We start from the raw sequence: 15,926 nt of genomic DNA, 5'->3' as shown, positions 1-15,926 counted from the left end.
CCGCTTTACTCGCGGGCCACGAACCACAGCCATGCTCTCGGATGTCCACGGCCTCCACCACGTCACCGGCATCGTCGGCGACCCGGGCGAGGCCGCCCGTTTCTACGGGGACACGCTCGGCATGCGCCTGCTGCGGCGCACGGTGAACTACGAGGACGTGCTCCAGTATCACCTCTACTTCGGGGACGCAACCGGCGCACCCGGCTCCGTGCTCACCGTCTTCCCCGATCCGACCGGCGACCCGGGACGGGTCGGTCGCCCCGGCTATGAAGCCGTCTCGCTTGCGGTGCCCCCGAACTCGCTCGACTTCTGGGCGGACCGGCTCGACAGTCACGCGGACGCGCCCGCCGAGCGCCTCACGCGGTTCGACGAGCCGGTACTCCGCACTGCGGACCCAGCGGGAACCGCCATCGAGCTCGTCCCCACCGAGTCGCATCCGGCGGACGACCCGTGGACGGCGGGACCGGTCCCGGACGGACACGCGATACGGGGCGTTCACGGCGTGACCGGACTGCCGACGGACCCGTACGGCGCGGCAAGCGTGCTCGAAACGCTGGGGTTCGAGTACGTCGCGGAGGCCGGCGACCGCGTCCGCTACCGGCTGGCGGGTGGCGAGGACGCTCGTCCGTCCGTCGTCGACCTGCTGGCCGGCGACGGGGAGTTCGTCCGGGAAGGACCCGGAACGCTCCACCATCTGGCGGTGCGCGTTCCCGACCGCGAGACGCTGCTGGCGTGGCACGACCTGTTTCGGGAGCGTGAACACGAGGTGTCGCGCGTAAAGGATCGTCACTTCTTCCACTCGCTGTACGTCCGCGGGCCGGGCGGGCTGCTCGTGGAGCTGGCGACCGACGAGCGCCCCGCGGACGGGCCGCCGGGCGAGGGGCTCGCGGCCCCCGAGACGACGGGCCACGCCAGCGAGCTCTACGTGCCGGAGCGGTTCGGCGTCGAGCGCGAGCTGGTCGAGCAGCAGCTGGAGCCGTTCGAGCTTCCGTCTCCGAACGCTGATGCAGGGGCTCCCGACCGATGACGCGAACGCTCACGGACGTGGACGGTCCACACGGGGAGGCACCACTCGCCGTCGCCGGTGCGCCGGCGGCCGCCTCGGAGGCCGCGCTCGTCGCGCTCCACGGTCGCGGCGGCACGCCTGAGGGACTCCTCCGGCTGCTCGAGGAGTGGACGCCCGCCGGGGTGACGCTGCTCGCGCCGGGCGCGCGGCGGTCGAGCTGGCTCCCGGCCGGACACGACGCGCCGGTCGCCGATCTGGAGCCGGCGCTGTCCTCCGCGGTCGACTGTGTCGCGAGCACCCTCGACGCCGCCGCGGCGGTCGGGGATGCCGGCATTCCGGCTGATCGGACGATGCTCCTCGGGGTCTCCCAAGGTGGCTGCGTCCTTGCGGAGTTCCTCCGCCGGCGCCCCAGGCGGTTCGGCGGCGCGTTTCTCGTCAGCGCCGCGCTCCCGGGGGCGACCCCGAGTGAACGGTCAGTCGAGGGTGACCTCGCCGGAACCCCGGTCGCGCTCGACGCGACCGAGGCCGACCCGTACGTCTCGCCCGAACGGGTTCGTGGGACCGCCACGGTGCTGGCGGCCGGGGGCGCCGCCGTCGACTGCCGGATCGAGCCGGGGGACGCCCACGGACTCTCGGACGAGACGGGCGAGCGAATGGGTGACGCGCTGGCGACGATGGTCGGAGTGGCCAGCGAGGGGGGATCCGAATGACCGAGAACCTTCCTGCCGAAGCGCGTGTCGGGCGGGTGGCGCTCCGCGTCGCCGACCCCGAACCAGTGGCCGAGTTCTACACCACGGTCGTCGGGCTCGACGTGCTCGACCGAACCCCCGATCGGACGACACTCGGCGTCGAAGAGACGCCGCTACTCGTCCTCCTGTCCGCACCCGAGGCGCCCGAGCGCGCCGACGACGCCGCGGGGCTGTTCCACCTTGCGCTCCGCGTCCCCACTCGCGCAGCGCTCGGCGCCGCCCTCGACCGGCTGGAGAGCGACTGGCGGCTGACGGGCGCCTCCGACCACCACGTCAGCGAGGCGCTGTACACCCGCGATCCGGCGGGGAACGGCCTGGAGGTGTACGTGGACCGGCCCCGGGAGGAGTGGCCGGAGACGGATGACGGGCACGTGGCGATGGACACGCTTCCGCTGGATCGGGAGGGGCTCCGCGAGGCGGCACGGGAGGGGGTCGATGCCGTCACCCTTCCCCCGGAAACGGACGTGGGCCACGTCCACCTCGAGACGACGGACGTGGACCGCGCCGTGGCGTTTTACGAGTCCGTCGTCGGGCTCCGGGTACGCCAGCGGATCGGCGGGGACGCCGTCTTCCTCGCCGCGGGCGACTACCACCACCACGTCGGCGTCAACGCGTGGGGCAAGCGGCGCTCGCCGGCCGACGACGAGCGTCTCGGGCTGGCGTGGTACGAGTTCGTGGTTCCGGAGACGGCGGCGCTCGACGCGCTACGAGGGCGACTGACGGACGCGAACGTGGATGTTCGAAATGCGGAGCGGGAGGGCGGTCAGGCGGACGCCGGCGAGTCCCTCGCCGTCACCGATCCGGACGGCATCACGGTCCGCTTCCGGGTGGCGTCGGCTATCGGTGATTCGACTGGCGGCGACCACCGACCACGCGGCTAGTCCTCGGCGGCAACCGTCGTGGAGGCGGCGTCGGCGGGATCGTCGCTCTCCGCGGCTCCCTCCGGCGTCGGCGGCGACGCCGCGTACACCGACCGGCGGGCGTCCGTCGGGCAGAGCCCCTCGTCGACGAGGTCGGCGTCCGTGAGCTTCTCGACGGCAAATCGAACGGTTCGCGTCGAGAGCCGGGTCTCCGACGCCAGTCCGGTTTGGTCAAGCCGACCTTCTTCATCGAGAACGTAGTACACCAACTTGGCGCTCGGGGGCAGCGACTCGAGTCGGTCACGGGCGGCGTCGTCCATACGAGTGGTTAGGGCGAATCGGGGTTAATCGTGACCCGGCCGTGCGCGGCTCGCGCACGTCCATTTCCGCCTGCAATAAGGGGGGACACGAGCAGGAGGTCGCGTCGGATGCACCCGCAAGACGAGTCTCAGATCCGGAAGACGAACCGCGTCCCGTCGTCGGTCTCCACGTCGAGCTCCCAGCCGTGAGCCGCCGCGATCTCGCGGACGATGGCGAGCCCGAAGCCGGTCCCACCCGTCCGGGTGCTCACGCCGTACTGGAACGCCTCCTCGGGGTCCAGTTCGAGACCCGTACCGTCGTCGGCAACCGCGAATCCCCCGTCCTCGGGGAGTCCCGTCACCGAGAGGGTGAGTGGCCGCTCCCGATCCGCTGCGGCGCCGTGCTCGACTGCGTTCCGGATCAGGTTCTCCAGCAGGGTCCGCAGTCGCTCCGGGTCGGCGTCGACGCGCACGTCGTTCGCTGGCGGTTCGAGGACCGCCTCATCGGTGTCGACGGTTCGCCAGGCTCGGCGCGTTACCGCAGCGAGGGCGACCGGCTCGGGATCATCGACCGTGCGGCCCTGCCTGGCGAGCGCGAGCAGGTCGTCGATGAGCCGCTCCATTCGGTCGTGGGCCGCCTCGACGCGCTCGACGTCGTCGAGCACCGCCTCGTCGTCGACGGCGTCGGCCACCAGCGCGAGCCGGCCCGTGGCGACGTTCAGCGGATTCCGGAGGTCGTGAGAGACGACGCCGGCGAACTTCTCCAGCCGGTCGAGTTCACGCTCCAGGGCGGCGTCACGCTTTCGGAGCTGCTCGGCGCGCTCCGCGCGGTCGAGCGCGGCGGTGACGTTGGCCGCCAACACGCGGGCTAACTGCACGTCCGACTCCTGGAAGAACTCGGGTTCGAGCGCTCCCAGTGGCATCACGCCGTGCTCGCCGAGAGGGACGGCGAGCAGACTGCGGAGCTCGCCGTAGTCACCCACCGTCTCGACGGCATCGAGGTCGCCGATATGCACCGGCTCGCCGGTCTCGAACGCGGTCCACACCTCGCCGTCGCCCGGACCGAATGCCGGGCGGTCGCCGATCGCGTCCCGTGCTTCCGCCGTGAGAACGCTGGGCGACAGCACGTTCTCGTCGGGATCGTACAGCCGCACCCCGCTGTTGGGAAAGCCCAACGTGTCGATGGCGGCTCGGGCAGCAACCTGTGCGACCGCCTCGCGTCCCTCCGCGTGGAACATCTCCCGGGTCGCCTCGTGGAGCCCGCGGAGCGTCCGCTCGACCCGTTTGTGGTCGCCGATGTCGGCGAAGACGCTGTAGACGAGCCGCTCACCGTCGTTGTCGATCGGAATGCCGTGGAGCACGAAGTCGACGACACCGTCCGTAGTCCGTCGCTGTACCTCGACCTGTATCGGTTCGTCGTCGTCGAACGCTTCATCCGGCGAAACGAACTGCTGATCGTCGGGGACGATCCCGGAAACCACCGTCTCGTAGTCGTCGCTCGCGTCGAATCCGAACGTCGCCTCGAAGGCGTCGTTGACCGCATCGAGCGTCTGTGACCCGTCCGGATCCACGAGGATCCGCGCCGCCGGCAGCGGGAGGTTGTCGAACAGCGCGGCGAGGCGGTCGCGCTCCTCACGGAGCGCGGTTTCCGTGCGGAGCTGCTCTATCGCCTCGCCGGCGTGGGAGGCGATCAGCTCGGCGAACTCCACGTCCTCATCGTCGAACTCGCCGTACACTCCGGAAAGCGCCTGAAACAGCCCGTACTGCCCGATCGGGACGCTGATGGCGGAGCCGATGTCGTCGCCCACCGGGTCGGCGTTCTCGTCATTTATTGGGTCGTCGATCACGAACGTCCGCCCCTCCGCGACGGTCCGTCCGGCGATCGCCTCCCCCACCTCGAACGTGCGAACCTCGTCGTCGCCCACGTTGTCGGAGAGCGCGGCGGGGTAGATCCGGTCGCCCTCGCGGCGTGCGGTGATACACCGATCGAACTCGAGGATCCGCTCGGCGGCCTCGATGACCCGCTCGAACACCTCGGCCTCCGTGCCTGCGCCCGACACGTCCGTCGCGAACGCGTGGATCGCCGTCACCTTCCGGTTTACCGCCTGTAGCTCCGCCTCGGCGCGGGTGCGGTCGCTCACGTCCCGGAGGACGAACGCGAGCGCGTCGGCCTCGCCCCGCACCCGACTCGCGCGCATCTCACACCGAACGGGGCCGTCCCTACCCGAAACCAGCACCTCGGTCGTGCCGTCGGTCGCAAGATCCGCGACGCTGTCGGGTGATCGTCGCACGGTGGCCGGCGGGGCCTCGGCGAACAGCCTCGCCGGAGCCGACCCGCGGAGCTCGTCGGGCGAACGACCGGTGAGCTCCGCGAGCGCACCGTTGCTGTACGCGATCTCCCCCTCGTCGTCGAGCGTGAACACGGGGTCCTGAAGCGTGGCGAGGATCGTCTCGTACCGGCCGATCGCCTCCCCGCGGACGCGGGAGCGTTCCTCCGCACGCCGGCGCTGGAGGGCGTTGTCGACCCGCTTTGCGAGCATCTCGTACTGCTCGGTGCCGACGCCCTTCTGGAGGTAGTCGGTGACGCCGGCGGAGATCGCCTCGCTGGCGATCTCCTCGCTTCCCTTGCCGGTGAAGAGGATGAAGGGCACCTCGGGGCCCGCTTCCCGAACGTCGACGAGCAGTTCCAACCCGTTGTGTCCCGGCATGTCGTAGTCGCTGACGACGCAGTCGACCTCCCCCGAGCGCACGCGGTCGAGGGCGTCACACGTGTCACTCTCGACGACCGTCTCGACGTCGTCAAGCAGCCGGTCGAGGTACGTGGCCGCTAATTCGGCAACGTCCGGCTCGTCGTCGACGAGGAGCACGCGGTCGGAGCCGTCGCCGTCGGCCATCCGCACGGGCTGGCCGCTTGTGGAGGACCGTGACGGCGTGTTCGGCCCGGAGCGGGGGCTCATGTCCTTTCACAGCGAACGGACGTACGTGAAGCTACCGCCCGAAAACTCAGTCGCGATAACGGTTGGCGCACACGGCGACCGGCGCCGGTCGTGGCCGTCGGTCGCCGTGTACGGCGGCTAGAGGAACTCCTCGATGTGGTCGGCGACCTCCTCGGGAGTGTCACCGACGGGAACGCCCGCCTCGTTGAGGGCGTTGATCTTCGACTCCGCCGTCCCCGTGCCGGAGCCGGAGACGATGGCGCCCGCGTGGCCCATCCGCTTGCCCGGCGGCGCCGTGCGGCCGGCGATGAAGCCGGCGACCGGCGTGTCCATGTGCTCGCCGATGAACTTCGCGGCCTGCTCTTCGTCCTCGCCGCCGATCTCACCGCACATCACGACGGCGTCGGTCTCGTCGTCCGCCTCGAACGCTTCGAGCGCGTCGACGAACGACGTGCCGATGATCGGGTCGCCGCCGATGCCGATGGCGGTCGTCTGGCCGATGCCGCGCTCGGTGAGGTTGTCGACGACCTGGTAGGTGAGCGTCCCCGAGCGGGAGACGAGCCCGACGTTCCCGTCCGAGAAGATGTTCCCGGGCAGAATGCCGAGTTTCGCCTCGCCGGGCGTGATGATCCCGGGACAGTTGGGGCCGAGCAGCCGCGTGTCGACCTCGTCAAGGCGCTTGTTCACCTTCGCCATGTCCTGAGTCGGGATCCCCTCGGTGATGGCGACCGCGAGGTCGAGGTCGGTGTCGAGCGCCTCGAAGATGGCGTCGCCGGCGAACGCCGGCGGCACGAAGATGACGGACGCGTCGGCGTTCTCCGCCTCGACGGCCTGGTCGACGGTGTCGTAGACGGGGACGCCGGCGACCTCCTGACCGCCCTTGCCGGGCACGGCGCCGGCGACGACGTTCGTGCCGTACTCGATCATCTGGCCGGCGTGGAACTTGCCTTCCCCACCGGTGATTCCCTGTACCACGACGCGCGTGTCGTCGTCGACGAAAATGCTCATTGGGACACCTCCTCAGCGTTCTTCACCGCACGCTGGACGGCGGCCTCCAGCGTCTTCTCGACCTGCAGCAGGTCGGTGTTCAGGATCTCCATTCCCTCCTCGGCGTTGGTGCCGGCGAGACGCACGACGACCGGCTTCGGAATCTCGTCGAAGTCCTTCAGCGCCTCGTTGATCCCCTTGGCGACCTCGTCGCCGCGGGTGATCCCGCCGAAGATGTTGAAAACGACGCTGTCGACGTTGGGGTCCGAAAACACCATGTCGAGCGCCTGCGTCACGCGCTCGGCCTTCGCGCCGCCGCCGATGTCGAGGAAGTTGGCGGGCTTGCCGCCGTAGTGGTCCACCAGGTCGAGCGTCGTCATCACGAGGCCGGCGCCGTTGCCGATGATGCCGACGTTGCCCGACAGGCGGACGTAGTCGAAGCCGTACTCGCCGGCTTTGCGTTCGAGGTCGTCCTCGTAGGCGCTGTCCTCCATCTCGGCGAGCTCGGGCTGACGGAACAGCGCGTCCTCGTCGATGTTCATCACGGCGTCGGCCGCGACCACGTCGCGGTCGCTCGTGATCATCACCGGGTTGACCTCGATCTCCGAGGCGTCGCTGTCCTCGTAGAGGTCGTACAGCGTGGTGAGGATCTTCGAGACGTCGCCGGCCACGTCGGCGTCGACGCCGGCCTCGTAGACGACCTTACGGGCCTGGTACGGGTGAAGCCCGAAGGCGGGGTCGACGTGCTCGCGGGCGATCGCGTCGGGGTTCTCCTCGGCGACCTGTTCGATGTCGACGCCGCCCTCGGTCGATACCATGAGCACGGGCCGTCCCTCGCCACGGTCCATGGTGACGCCGACGTACAGTTCGTCGACGAAGTCGACGCCGGCCTCGACGAGCACGTCCTCGACGGTGTACCCCTTGAGGTCCATCCCGAGGATCTCCTCGGCGTACTGCTCGGCCTCCCTGCGGTCGCCGGCGATCTTGATCCCGCCAGCCTTCCCGCGCCCACCCACGTGGACTTGCGCCTTGATGGCGGCCGGGAAGCCGATCTCGTCGACCGCGTCGAGCACCTCGTCGACGCTGCTCGCGAGACGGGAGTCCGGCACCGGAATCCCTGCGTCGGCGAAGATCCCTTTCGCCTGATGTTCGTGGAGTTTCATCCACGTTGAACGCGAACGGTGAGCGGCTTAAATCCTGAACATTCGCGTCGGAGACGTGTTCACACGGCAACGTGGGACATGGGCTGTCGGGGAGGCTGCCGGCAGGCGCCAGCGGGCGCCGGCTGGCGCCAACGTGCGCCGGCGGATGCCGGCGGACGGCGGCGGACGCCGGCAGCGTCACTCCACGTCGAGGTACGCACGGAGCAGGCCACACTCGGGACAGGCGACATGGGCTACGTCCGCGGTTTCCTCGACGCCAAACCGACCAAGCAACCCCTCGCGCTTCTCGCCGGTCGCCGCCCGGTCGACGTGGTACCCGCCGTTCGACTGGAGTTGCACCGTTTCCATCGTCACCCCGCAGTCGGGACAGCGTCGCTGCATGGGTGGTGCGCGTCGCGCGCCCTCAAAAAGGTCGGGGAGCACGATTAAGACCCGCTGCAGGAGCCACATTTGGTCCGGTTGCACTCCGTTCTGAATCCTCGATGCGTGACTTCGGGAGTACGTGTGGTACGTGGACGGGTGCGGCGTTTATAAGTGGGCCGTGGGTGGGGTTGCGGATGGTTTATAAACGGTTTGTGTAGTGAGCACGCCAGCGATGAACAGCTCCAAAGCCCCAGCCGGCTCCGGTCGAGGGGCTCGCTGCGCGCTCAAAAGGCCTCTCCGCACGGCCCGGCCTTTTGAGTGCTTACGTCGCCCGTCTTCCCGGAGCCGGCTGCCCCTTTGAGTCCCGCCCCGCACCGCAACCGCACAGCAGCCTCAGCCCTCCCCAGCCTCGGTCGAGGGCGGCCGCGGGACCGCTCCGCGGCCGCCCTCGACCTCCCTCGCGCGCGTTTCTCGCGCGCGCCGACCGCAACCTGGTTTATAAGATAGCAGCGAAACCGCTCACGACCTTTTATAAGTGATTACCGATGCCGTCAGCTGCAATACCCACTCCCGGAGTTTCTCGTCGAGGTCCTGTATCGGTCGATCCGAACGGACGATTTTCCGCAAACTCTCCGTGCAACACTCGCGCCCGACATCTTCCACGGGACTCGGAACATCACCGTGACCGGAGGCGCTCGCCGGCGACCGACAGCGGCTCGTCGGATACCGATACCTCACGAACGTGCATTATCTGCACCAATAGTCGCCGCCCATACGCACAGAAGTGAAACATTGATGTGGGAGGCCGTCACCGATTCGGGTATGACGAGCGTCAAGGAGTTCCGCGTCGTGGAGCCGGCGACCGCCGACGCCCTCGGCCGGGGGCGGTTCGTGTTCACGGATGCCTACTCCGTCTTCGACTGGGGGCGGATGCCCGACCCGATCCCGAACAAGGGCGCGAGCCTCTGTACGATGGGAGCGTACAACTTCGAGCTGCTGGAGGCCGCCGGCGTCCCCACGCACTACCGGGGCGTCGTCGACCCGACGAGTGACGCCACGGAGCCGGAGGACGCCGTCGTCCCGCTCGCGGAGGCCGGCGCGCCGCCGACGGAGATGGCGATCGAGCTGACGCAGGTGCCGGACCTCCCGTACGAGGGTGGTGAGGGCGCCGACGACGACGGCGCCGGCGAGGGATACGACTACGACGCCTATCACGCCGCCGCCGGCGAGAACTACCTCGTTCCGCTGGAAGTGGTGTTCCGGAACACGGTGCCCGTGGGATCCAGCCTCCGCTCGCGCCGGAAGCCAGCCGACTTCGACCTCGACTTCGACGAGTGGCCCGCTGACCCAGTCGATCTCCCCGAGCCCGTGGTGGAGTTCTCCACCAAGTACGAGGAGCAGGACCGCTATCTCACCCGCGAGGAAGCGGACCGCATAGCCGGTATCGCCGACATCGATGCGCTCGCCGAGCTCGCACGCGGGGTGAACCGCGTCGTCACGGAGCGGGCCGCGGAGGCTGGGTTCGTCCACGAGGACGGGAAGATCGAGTGCCTCTATTACGACGGCGAGGTTCGGGTCGCGGACGTGGTGGGGACCTTCGACGAGAACCGCTTTGCGTACGCCGGCCAGCAGGTGTCCAAGGAGGTCGTCCGCCAGTGGTACAAGCGCAACGACCCCGCGTGGGTCGAGGCTGTGAGCGACGCGAAGACGGCGGTCGCCGACGAGCCGGACCTCGCCGATTGGCGCGAGCTGTGTGACCACGAGCCAACGACGCTCCCGCCGGACGTGCTCGGCGCCGTCGCCGACATGTACGCCGCCGGCGCGAACGCCTACACGGGCGAATCGTGGTTCGACGCTCCGCCCGTCGGCGAGGCGGTCGACGCGGTTCGCGACCTCTGAACGGGACGAAGCGGATCGCGGTACCGACTTGGGGGATGGAGCCGGATTACGGCGGCGTCGGAGAGTCGTCCGGAATGACCTGTGGAAGCCCCCCAAGCACGAGGAAGGTGTAGTAGAGGAAGACGACGAGCGCGACGATGGACAACAACAGCAGAAACAGGAGGAACGCCCGCTCGTCGCTCCGGACCACCGCCCGCCGATCGCTCGCGAGTCGGACGAGGGGCGTGAATCGGGACCGTCGAAGGCGTCGGGCGAGCCGCACAACTCGGCCGTCGTCGGTCATACCGGGGATACAGGGGTTCGGTGCTTAAAAGGGGCGGAGAAGGGACGGCGGCGTGTGCGGCGCGCTCAGTCCGTGTTCGCCGCAGGCGGGTCGGCTCGCGTGAGCGGTTCGCCATCGACGGGTGTATTCGGGTTCGCCTCGGTGGCCGTTTCGGTGAGGCCGAGTTGGGCGTCGATGTTGGCGTTCTCGCGAACGTGGACGGTGCCGCGGTGGACGGCGATCGCGTCCGCAAGGTGGAGCCGGACGGCCTCCAAGAGCACGTCGGCTTCGAGCGGCTGCCCTCGACGCTTGATCTCCGCGACCTCGGCGCCGTCGGGCACGTCGAACGCCCGCTGGGCGATGATCGGCCCCTGGTCGAGGTCCGTCGTCACGTAGTGGGCGGTGACGCCCGCGACGCGCACGCCGGCGTCCTTCGCCTGCCGGTACGCCTCCGCACCGGGGAAGGCGGGAAGCAGCGACGGGTGAACGTTGATGATCCGGCCCTCGTAGCGGAAGACGACCTCCGGCGAGAGGATCCGCATGTACCGCGCGAGGACGATTACGTCCACGTCGTACTCCGCCAGCAGGTCGAGCAGCCGGTCCTCGTCGGTGTTCCCCTTGCCGTCGCCCACGTCGTAGAACGGCTTGTCGTAGCGCTCGGCGAGGTCACGGAGGTCGCCACGGTTGCCGATCACGACGGGGATCTCCGCTTCGCCGTCCTCGGCCAGCTCGCCGTTCGCTTCCGCCTCCAGCATCGCCTCGGGCGCGTGGGTCTCCTTCGTGACGAGCAGCGCAACCCGTCGGGCCTCGCGGTCGCTCGGGAAGCGAACTTGGATGTCCACGTCGAGTTCGCGGCCAAGCTCGGCGAGCGCCCGGCGGAGCTCGCCGCGCGAGGTGTCCATCTCGCCGGCATCCACGCGGGTGGTCATCCGGAAGACGCCGTCGCGGACCGCCTGGTCGAGGTCCTCGATGTTGATCCCCCGCTCGAACAGCAGCGAGGTGACGCGCGCGATGATTCCCGTGTCGTCTCCGCCGATCACCGTGATCTCGGTTAGTTCGCGGGTCATGCGCGGATCACCTCCGAGCTGTCGAACGGGTGCATGTACGCTCCGAAAAGCGTCGAAAGCCTTTGCCCCTTTCGCTCCGCAGGCGCCCGACGACCGCCACGATCGTCCGTGTTTTATCCACAGACGTGTACAACAAAGTGATTCCAAAACGGTTTTTACCCACGACTCCGCACTATCCGTCAATGACGGCATACACCGCGACCGTGACGGTCCGGCTGAAGCGGGGCGTCCTCGACCCGGAGGCCGAGACGACTAAGAGCGCGCTCGAACGGCTCGGCTTCGAGCTGGAGGGGCTCCGCTCGGCCGACCGCTTCGAGGTCGACCTGGAGGCCGCCGACGCCGACGCTGCCGCCGAACGCGCCGGCGAGATGGCCGAGCGCCTCCTTGCGAACCCGACGATCCACGACTACGACGTGTCGGTCGCGGAGCGATGACGGTCTCAGTCGTCCAGTTCGGCGGCTCCAACTGCGACCGCGACGCGGTCCGCGCCCTCCGACATCTCGGCGTCGACGCCGAGCGCGTCTGGCACGAGGACGGCCTCCCGGCGGATACCGACGGGATCGTCCTCCCCGGCGGGTTCTCCTACGGCGACTACCTGCGCGCGGGGGCGATGGCCGCCCGCGCTCCGGTGATGGACGAGGTGCGCGCGGCGGCCGAGGAGGGGACGCCCGTCCTCGGCGTCTGTAACGGCGCGCAGATCGGCGCGGAGTCCGGCATGGTCGCCGGCGCGTTCACGACCAACGCCTCCGCGCGCTTCCAGTGTGAGCCCGTCCACCTCCGCGTCGAGCGCGCGGACACCCCCTGGACCGCCGCCTACGACGAGGGCGACACCATCGAGGTCCCCATCGCGCACGGCGAGGGGCGCTTCGAGATCGACGATGCCGCGTTCGACGAGCTGGAGGCCGACGACCGCGTCCTCTTCAGGTACTGCGATTCGGAGGGGAACGTGACGGACGCCGCGAACCCCAACGGCTCCACCGACAACGTCGCCGGCATCCTCGGCGAGCGCGAGAGCGTGGCCGTGCTGATGCCGCACCCGGAGCGCGCGACGCTCCCCGACGTGGCCGACAGCACGGACGGCGTCGGGATTCTGCAGGCGTTCGCCTGAACGGCGCGCGCCGGCGAGCAGCGCGCAGGTCCGGTCGTTGTCGGCATCCGCCGGCATCGGGTGGCGTCGACGATACGACGACGGCCGACGGTGGGGGACTTTTAAGCGGTTGATGCGGTGAGCCCGCCGGCGAACACCTCCAAAGCCCCAGCCGGCTCCAGATAAGTGGTTGAATGAGTGGGGACAGCGACAGACGCGGAGAACACGGCCTCCAAAGCCCCAGCCGACGACGACTCGCGCGGCTTGCTGCGCTCCTCACTCGCTTCGCTCGTTGCGGTGCTTGCTGCGCCGTGCTTCGTCCTCGCCGGCTGCCCCTTTGAGTCCCACCCGCACCGCAACTGCACAGCACCTCACGCCTCCCCAGCCTCGGTCGACGGCGGCCGCGGGACCGCACGGCCGCGGCCGCCGTCGACCTCCCTCGCGTGCCGGCTCGCGCCCGTTGGGCGCTCGCCGGGCGCGCCACGTGAAAAAGTCGCTCTCAAGTCGAATTCGCTTCCTGTGTCCTCACGGTCGGGCAGCATCCCGGGCGGTGTCCAAATCGTGCGTTGCTTGATCGACTGGGTGGGCTCGACGCGTACACTCGTGGTGTACGTGACGACACTACGCGTTCGTCGTGACCCACAGATACAGCACGAGCACGACGCCGAGCGCCACGAGCGTCCCCGAGACCAATGGGGTGCCAACGTAGGGGAGGTTGATCGCGGCCGCGAAGGTCCCGACGACGACCAGTATCGCGGCGATCTTGATGACGCCGACTGCGTGTTGGAGTTCGTGTCGATTCATTCGTTCGTTCCTCCGTCGTGCTCGGTTGTGTCGTCCGTTTCGACCGCCGTCTTGATTGAAGATGGGTCTCTCCACGCCTTCAAACTTGCCCTGATACGCTCTCGATACGTCGGCGGGTCACCAACCGACTCGGAAGCGTCCACCCGCTCGTCGAACGAGAACATGGTGAATCTCATTGACAACGGAATCGTCGACAGGGCGACGGAAAACAGTGCGAGTGCGGACAGCACCGTCGCGAGAGCCAGCTGTTCGACGCCCGAGATCCGTTCGGCACCGCTTACCGCGCGAGCAAGTAGAAAAACCGTCCCTGTGAGAAGGAGACCCCCGAATAACAGTGCCTCGGTAGCACCCTTGAGCAGCCAATTCGGCGTTGCTTCCCGGAGTTCATCACTCCGAAGCAGCATTCCGGCGACGAGCCCGAGAAGCGGCACGAGAATCGCCGTTATTTCGATCGTTCCGAGTAGTATCTCCGCCACGATCCGACGTTCTGCGTGATGGTTGAAAACGTTCAGCCCGGGACAGAGGCCACCCGACACTGGTTTACTAGTGGGTGGCTCAATTCGTCAACACCCCCTCACTCACCACCACCCGGCAAACCTCGTGCCGTGGCCGCCTTTTAAGCCCGCCGAGCGCTACTCCTGCGTATGAGCCAGCAGGACCCGCGACCCGACGAGGGCGCGGACGACGGCAGCGACGCAGACCGGTTCGCCGGCGACAAGGACGACTCCCTCCCCAGCCGCGACGTGACCGAGGGCCCTGATAAGGCCCCGCACCGCGCGATGTTCCGCGCGATGGGGTTCGACGACGAGGATCTCTCCTCGCCCATCATCGGCGTGCCGAATCCGGCGGCGGACATCACGCCGTGTAACGTTCACCTCGACGACGTGGCCGCGGCCGCCATCGACGGCGTGGAGGACGCCGGCGGGATGCCGATCGAGTTCGGGACGGTAACCATCTCGGACGCCATCTCGATGGGGACGGAGGGGATGAAGGCGAGTCTCATCTCCCGTGAGGTGATCGCGGACTCCGTCGAACTCGTCTCGTTCGGCGAGCGCATGGACGCGCTCGTGACGGTCGCGGGCTGTGACAAGAACCTTCCCGGAATGATGATGGCGGCCATCCGGACGGACCTCCCCTCGGTGTTCCTCTACGGCGGCTCGATCATGCCCGGGCAACACGAGGGGCGTGACGTGACCATCGTCCAGGTGTTCGAGGGCGTGGGCGCGTACGCCCAAGGCGAGATGAGCGGCGAGGAGCTCGACGACCTCGAACGCCACGCCTGCCCGGGCGCGGGTTCGTGTGGCGGGATGTTCACCGCGAACACGATGGCGTCCATCTCCGAGGCGCTGGGGCTCGCGCCGCTCGGCTCGGCGTCGCCGCCGGCCGAGAGCACCGAGCGCTACGACGTGGCCGAGCGTGCCGGCGAACTCGTGTTAGACTGCATCGAGAACGACCGCCGGCCCTCCAACATCCTCACCCGCGAGTCGTTCGAGAACGCGATCGCCGTCCAGACCGCGATGGGCGGGTCGACGAACGCCGTGCTCCACCTGCTCGCGCTCGCGGGCGAGGCGGACGTCGAGCTCACGATCGACGACTTCGACGAGATCTCCCGGCGCACGCCGAAGATCGCGAACCTCCAGCCCGGCGGGAGCCGCGTGATGAACGACCTCCACGAGATCGGCGGCGTCCCCGTCGTGATGCGCCGCCTGCTTGAGGCGGACCTGCTGCACGGAGACGCCATGACCGTCACCGGAAACACGCTCGCGGAGGAGCTGGCCGAGCTGGAGGCCGCCGGCGCGCTCCCGGACGATGACGGGATCGAGGCCGACTTCCTCTACACGCTCGACGACCCGAAGGAGGCGGAGGGCGCGATCAAGATCCTGAAGGGGAACCTCGCGCCGGACGGCGCGGTGCTCAAGGTGACCGGCGACGACGAGTTCCACCACGAGGGTCCCGCCCGCGTGTTCGAGAACGAGGAGGACGCAATGGAGTACGTCCAGTCCGGGGAGATCTCCTCGGGCGACACCATCGTCATCCGCAACGAGGGGCCCCGCGGCGGCCCCGGCATGCGCGAGATGCTCGGCGTCACCGCCGCCGTCGTCGGCGCGGGCCACGAGGATGACGTGGCGCTCCTGACGGACGGCCGCTTCTCGGGCGGCACCCGTGGCCCGATGGTGGGACACGTCGCGCCCGAGGCCGCCGTCGGCGGCCCCATCGGCATTCTTGAGGACGGCGACCACGTCACCGTGGACATCCCGGCTCGTGACCTCTCCGTCGACCTCTCCGACGAGGAGATTGAGGAGCGACAGGCCGACTTCGAGGAGCCGGAGCCGCCGTACGAGGGCGGCGTGCTCGCCAAGTACGGGCGCGACTTCGCGAGCGCGGCTGACGGCGCCGTGACGAACCCGCGGCTCACCCGGAAGTAGGCGTCCACCGCTTCCCGA

The 15,926-nt window shown here is 68.9% G+C and carries 16 protein-coding genes; 7 read left to right on the top strand and 9 right to left on the bottom strand.

Going from position 1 to position 15,926, the window contains the following annotated elements; translation table 11 throughout:
* Positions 1-31: 31 nt before the first annotated feature.
* The 3 genes from ACYQ07_RS13125 to ACYQ07_RS13115 are packed head-to-tail and all read left to right on the top strand — an operon-like array spanning position 32 to position 2,636.
* The gene (locus ACYQ07_RS13125) at positions 32-1,027 is read left to right on the top strand and encodes a VOC family protein (RefSeq protein WP_459882318.1); all 996 of its coding nucleotides are present in this window, start codon (positions 32-34) and stop codon (positions 1,025-1,027) included.
* Positions 1,024-1,716: an alpha/beta hydrolase gene (locus ACYQ07_RS13120; RefSeq protein WP_459882315.1), complete on the top strand. Its 693-nt coding sequence runs from the start codon at positions 1,024-1,026 to the stop codon at positions 1,714-1,716. Before ACYQ07_RS13125 ends, ACYQ07_RS13120 begins: the two co-directional genes overlap by 4 nt.
* On the top strand, positions 1,713-2,636 hold the full coding sequence (locus ACYQ07_RS13115) for a VOC family protein (RefSeq protein WP_459882313.1): 924 nt from the start codon (positions 1,713-1,715) through the stop codon (positions 2,634-2,636). The genes ACYQ07_RS13120 and ACYQ07_RS13115 overlap by 4 nt, the downstream gene beginning before the upstream one ends.
* On the opposite strand, the gene ACYQ07_RS13110 is transcribed toward ACYQ07_RS13115, so the two are convergent.
* The 5 genes from ACYQ07_RS13110 to ACYQ07_RS13090 form a co-directional block, all read right to left on the bottom strand.
* Positions 2,633-2,935, bottom strand: a complete 303-nt coding sequence (locus ACYQ07_RS13110; protein WP_459882310.1) for an ArsR family transcriptional regulator — start codon at positions 2,933-2,935, stop codon at positions 2,633-2,635. The genes ACYQ07_RS13115 and ACYQ07_RS13110 overlap by 4 nt on opposite strands.
* Positions 2,936-3,063: 128 nt before the next feature.
* Positions 3,064-5,871 (bottom strand): receiver/sensor box histidine kinase, encoded by a 2,808-nt coding sequence (locus tag ACYQ07_RS13105; protein ID WP_459882307.1) that lies wholly within the window; start codon positions 5,869-5,871, stop codon positions 3,064-3,066.
* Between the two features lie 117 nt (positions 5,872-5,988).
* Positions 5,989-6,858 (bottom strand): succinate--CoA ligase subunit alpha, encoded by an 870-nt coding sequence (sucD, locus tag ACYQ07_RS13100; RefSeq protein WP_459882304.1) that lies wholly within the window; start codon positions 6,856-6,858, stop codon positions 5,989-5,991.
* Complete coding sequence (sucC, locus tag ACYQ07_RS13095; protein WP_459882302.1) at positions 6,855-8,000, bottom strand: ADP-forming succinate--CoA ligase subunit beta; 1,146 nt, start codon at positions 7,998-8,000, stop codon at positions 6,855-6,857. The genes sucD and sucC overlap by 4 nt, the downstream gene beginning before the upstream one ends.
* A 177-nt stretch (positions 8,001-8,177) precedes the next feature.
* Positions 8,178-8,381: a hypothetical protein gene (locus tag ACYQ07_RS13090; protein ID WP_459882300.1), complete on the bottom strand. Its 204-nt coding sequence runs from the start codon at positions 8,379-8,381 to the stop codon at positions 8,178-8,180.
* Positions 8,382-9,185: 804 nt separating this feature from the next.
* Here ACYQ07_RS13090 and ACYQ07_RS13085 point away from each other — a divergent pair.
* Entirely contained in the window at positions 9,186-10,262 is a 1,077-nt protein-coding gene (locus ACYQ07_RS13085) for a phosphoribosylaminoimidazolesuccinocarboxamide synthase (RefSeq protein ID WP_459882297.1), read from the top strand.
* 46 nt (positions 10,263-10,308) lie between these two features.
* On the opposite strand, the gene ACYQ07_RS13080 is transcribed toward ACYQ07_RS13085, so the two are convergent.
* Together ACYQ07_RS13080 and ACYQ07_RS13075 are read right to left on the bottom strand one after the other, a co-directional pair.
* Entirely contained in the window at positions 10,309-10,545 is a 237-nt protein-coding gene (locus tag ACYQ07_RS13080) for a hypothetical protein (protein WP_459882294.1), read from the bottom strand.
* Between the two features lie 65 nt (positions 10,546-10,610).
* The gene (locus ACYQ07_RS13075) at positions 10,611-11,591 is read right to left on the bottom strand and encodes a formyltetrahydrofolate deformylase (RefSeq protein WP_459882291.1); all 981 of its coding nucleotides are present in this window, start codon (positions 11,589-11,591) and stop codon (positions 10,611-10,613) included.
* Positions 11,592-11,773: 182 nt separating this feature from the next.
* Here ACYQ07_RS13075 and purS point away from each other — a divergent pair, with 182 nt between their 5' ends.
* Together purS and purQ are read left to right on the top strand one after the other, a co-directional pair.
* The gene (gene purS / locus ACYQ07_RS13070) at positions 11,774-12,025 is read left to right on the top strand and encodes a phosphoribosylformylglycinamidine synthase subunit PurS (protein WP_459882289.1); all 252 of its coding nucleotides are present in this window, start codon (positions 11,774-11,776) and stop codon (positions 12,023-12,025) included.
* Positions 12,022-12,699 carry a phosphoribosylformylglycinamidine synthase I gene (purQ, locus tag ACYQ07_RS13065; RefSeq protein WP_459882287.1) on the top strand — a complete coding sequence of 226 codons (678 nt, stop codon included), beginning with the start codon at positions 12,022-12,024 and terminating at the stop codon, positions 12,697-12,699. Before purS ends, purQ begins: the two co-directional genes overlap by 4 nt.
* Before the next feature lie 600 nt (positions 12,700-13,299).
* Here the strand turns inward: purQ and ACYQ07_RS13060 are convergent.
* Both ACYQ07_RS13060 and ACYQ07_RS13055 read right to left on the bottom strand, forming a co-directional pair.
* Entirely contained in the window at positions 13,300-13,482 is a 183-nt protein-coding gene (locus tag ACYQ07_RS13060) for a hypothetical protein (RefSeq protein ID WP_459882285.1), read from the bottom strand.
* Complete coding sequence (locus ACYQ07_RS13055; RefSeq protein ID WP_459882283.1) at positions 13,479-13,958, bottom strand: hypothetical protein; 480 nt, start codon at positions 13,956-13,958, stop codon at positions 13,479-13,481. Before ACYQ07_RS13055 ends, ACYQ07_RS13060 begins: the two co-directional genes overlap by 4 nt.
* A gap of 168 nt (positions 13,959-14,126) precedes the next feature.
* Here ACYQ07_RS13055 and ilvD point away from each other — a divergent pair, with 168 nt between their 5' ends.
* Positions 14,127-15,908 (top strand): dihydroxy-acid dehydratase, encoded by a 1,782-nt coding sequence (gene ilvD / locus ACYQ07_RS13050; RefSeq protein ID WP_459882281.1) that lies wholly within the window; start codon positions 14,127-14,129, stop codon positions 15,906-15,908.
* Positions 15,909-15,926 lie beyond the last annotated feature (18 nt).

Source organism: Halorubrum gandharaense, assembly GCF_054654575.1.
Note: the sequence above shows the minus strand (reverse complement) of the source record. Positions and strands in the feature narration are given on the sequence as shown.

Excerpts from the sequence above, each read along its gene's own strand:
- ACYQ07_RS13080 (WP_459882294.1), bottom strand. The coding sequence starts at position 10,545 with ATGACCGACGACGGCCGAGTTGTGCGGCTCGCCCGACGCCTTCGACGG.
- ACYQ07_RS13120 (WP_459882315.1), top strand. The coding sequence starts at position 1,024 with ATGACGCGAACGCTCACGGACGTGGACGGTCCACACGGGGAGGCACCA.
- sucC (WP_459882302.1), bottom strand. The coding sequence starts at position 8,000 with ATGAAACTCCACGAACATCAGGCGAAAGGGATCTTCGCCGACGCAGGG.
- ACYQ07_RS13060 (WP_459882285.1), bottom strand. The coding sequence starts at position 13,482 with ATGAATCGACACGAACTCCAACACGCAGTCGGCGTCATCAAGATCGCC.
- ilvD (WP_459882281.1), top strand. The coding sequence starts at position 14,127 with ATGAGCCAGCAGGACCCGCGACCCGACGAGGGCGCGGACGACGGCAGC.
- ACYQ07_RS13125 (WP_459882318.1), top strand. The coding sequence starts at position 32 with ATGCTCTCGGATGTCCACGGCCTCCACCACGTCACCGGCATCGTCGGC.
- ACYQ07_RS13075 (WP_459882291.1), bottom strand. The coding sequence starts at position 11,591 with ATGACCCGCGAACTAACCGAGATCACGGTGATCGGCGGAGACGACACG.
- ACYQ07_RS13115 (WP_459882313.1), top strand. The coding sequence starts at position 1,713 with ATGACCGAGAACCTTCCTGCCGAAGCGCGTGTCGGGCGGGTGGCGCTC.
- ACYQ07_RS13085 (WP_459882297.1), top strand. The coding sequence starts at position 9,186 with ATGACGAGCGTCAAGGAGTTCCGCGTCGTGGAGCCGGCGACCGCCGAC.
- sucD (WP_459882304.1), bottom strand. The coding sequence starts at position 6,858 with ATGAGCATTTTCGTCGACGACGACACGCGCGTCGTGGTACAGGGAATC.
- purS (WP_459882289.1), top strand. The coding sequence starts at position 11,774 with ATGACGGCATACACCGCGACCGTGACGGTCCGGCTGAAGCGGGGCGTC.
- ACYQ07_RS13105 (WP_459882307.1), bottom strand. The coding sequence starts at position 5,871 with ATGAGCCCCCGCTCCGGGCCGAACACGCCGTCACGGTCCTCCACAAGC.
- purQ (WP_459882287.1), top strand. The coding sequence starts at position 12,022 with ATGACGGTCTCAGTCGTCCAGTTCGGCGGCTCCAACTGCGACCGCGAC.
- ACYQ07_RS13110 (WP_459882310.1), bottom strand. The coding sequence starts at position 2,935 with ATGGACGACGCCGCCCGTGACCGACTCGAGTCGCTGCCCCCGAGCGCC.
- ACYQ07_RS13090 (WP_459882300.1), bottom strand. The coding sequence starts at position 8,381 with ATGCAGCGACGCTGTCCCGACTGCGGGGTGACGATGGAAACGGTGCAA.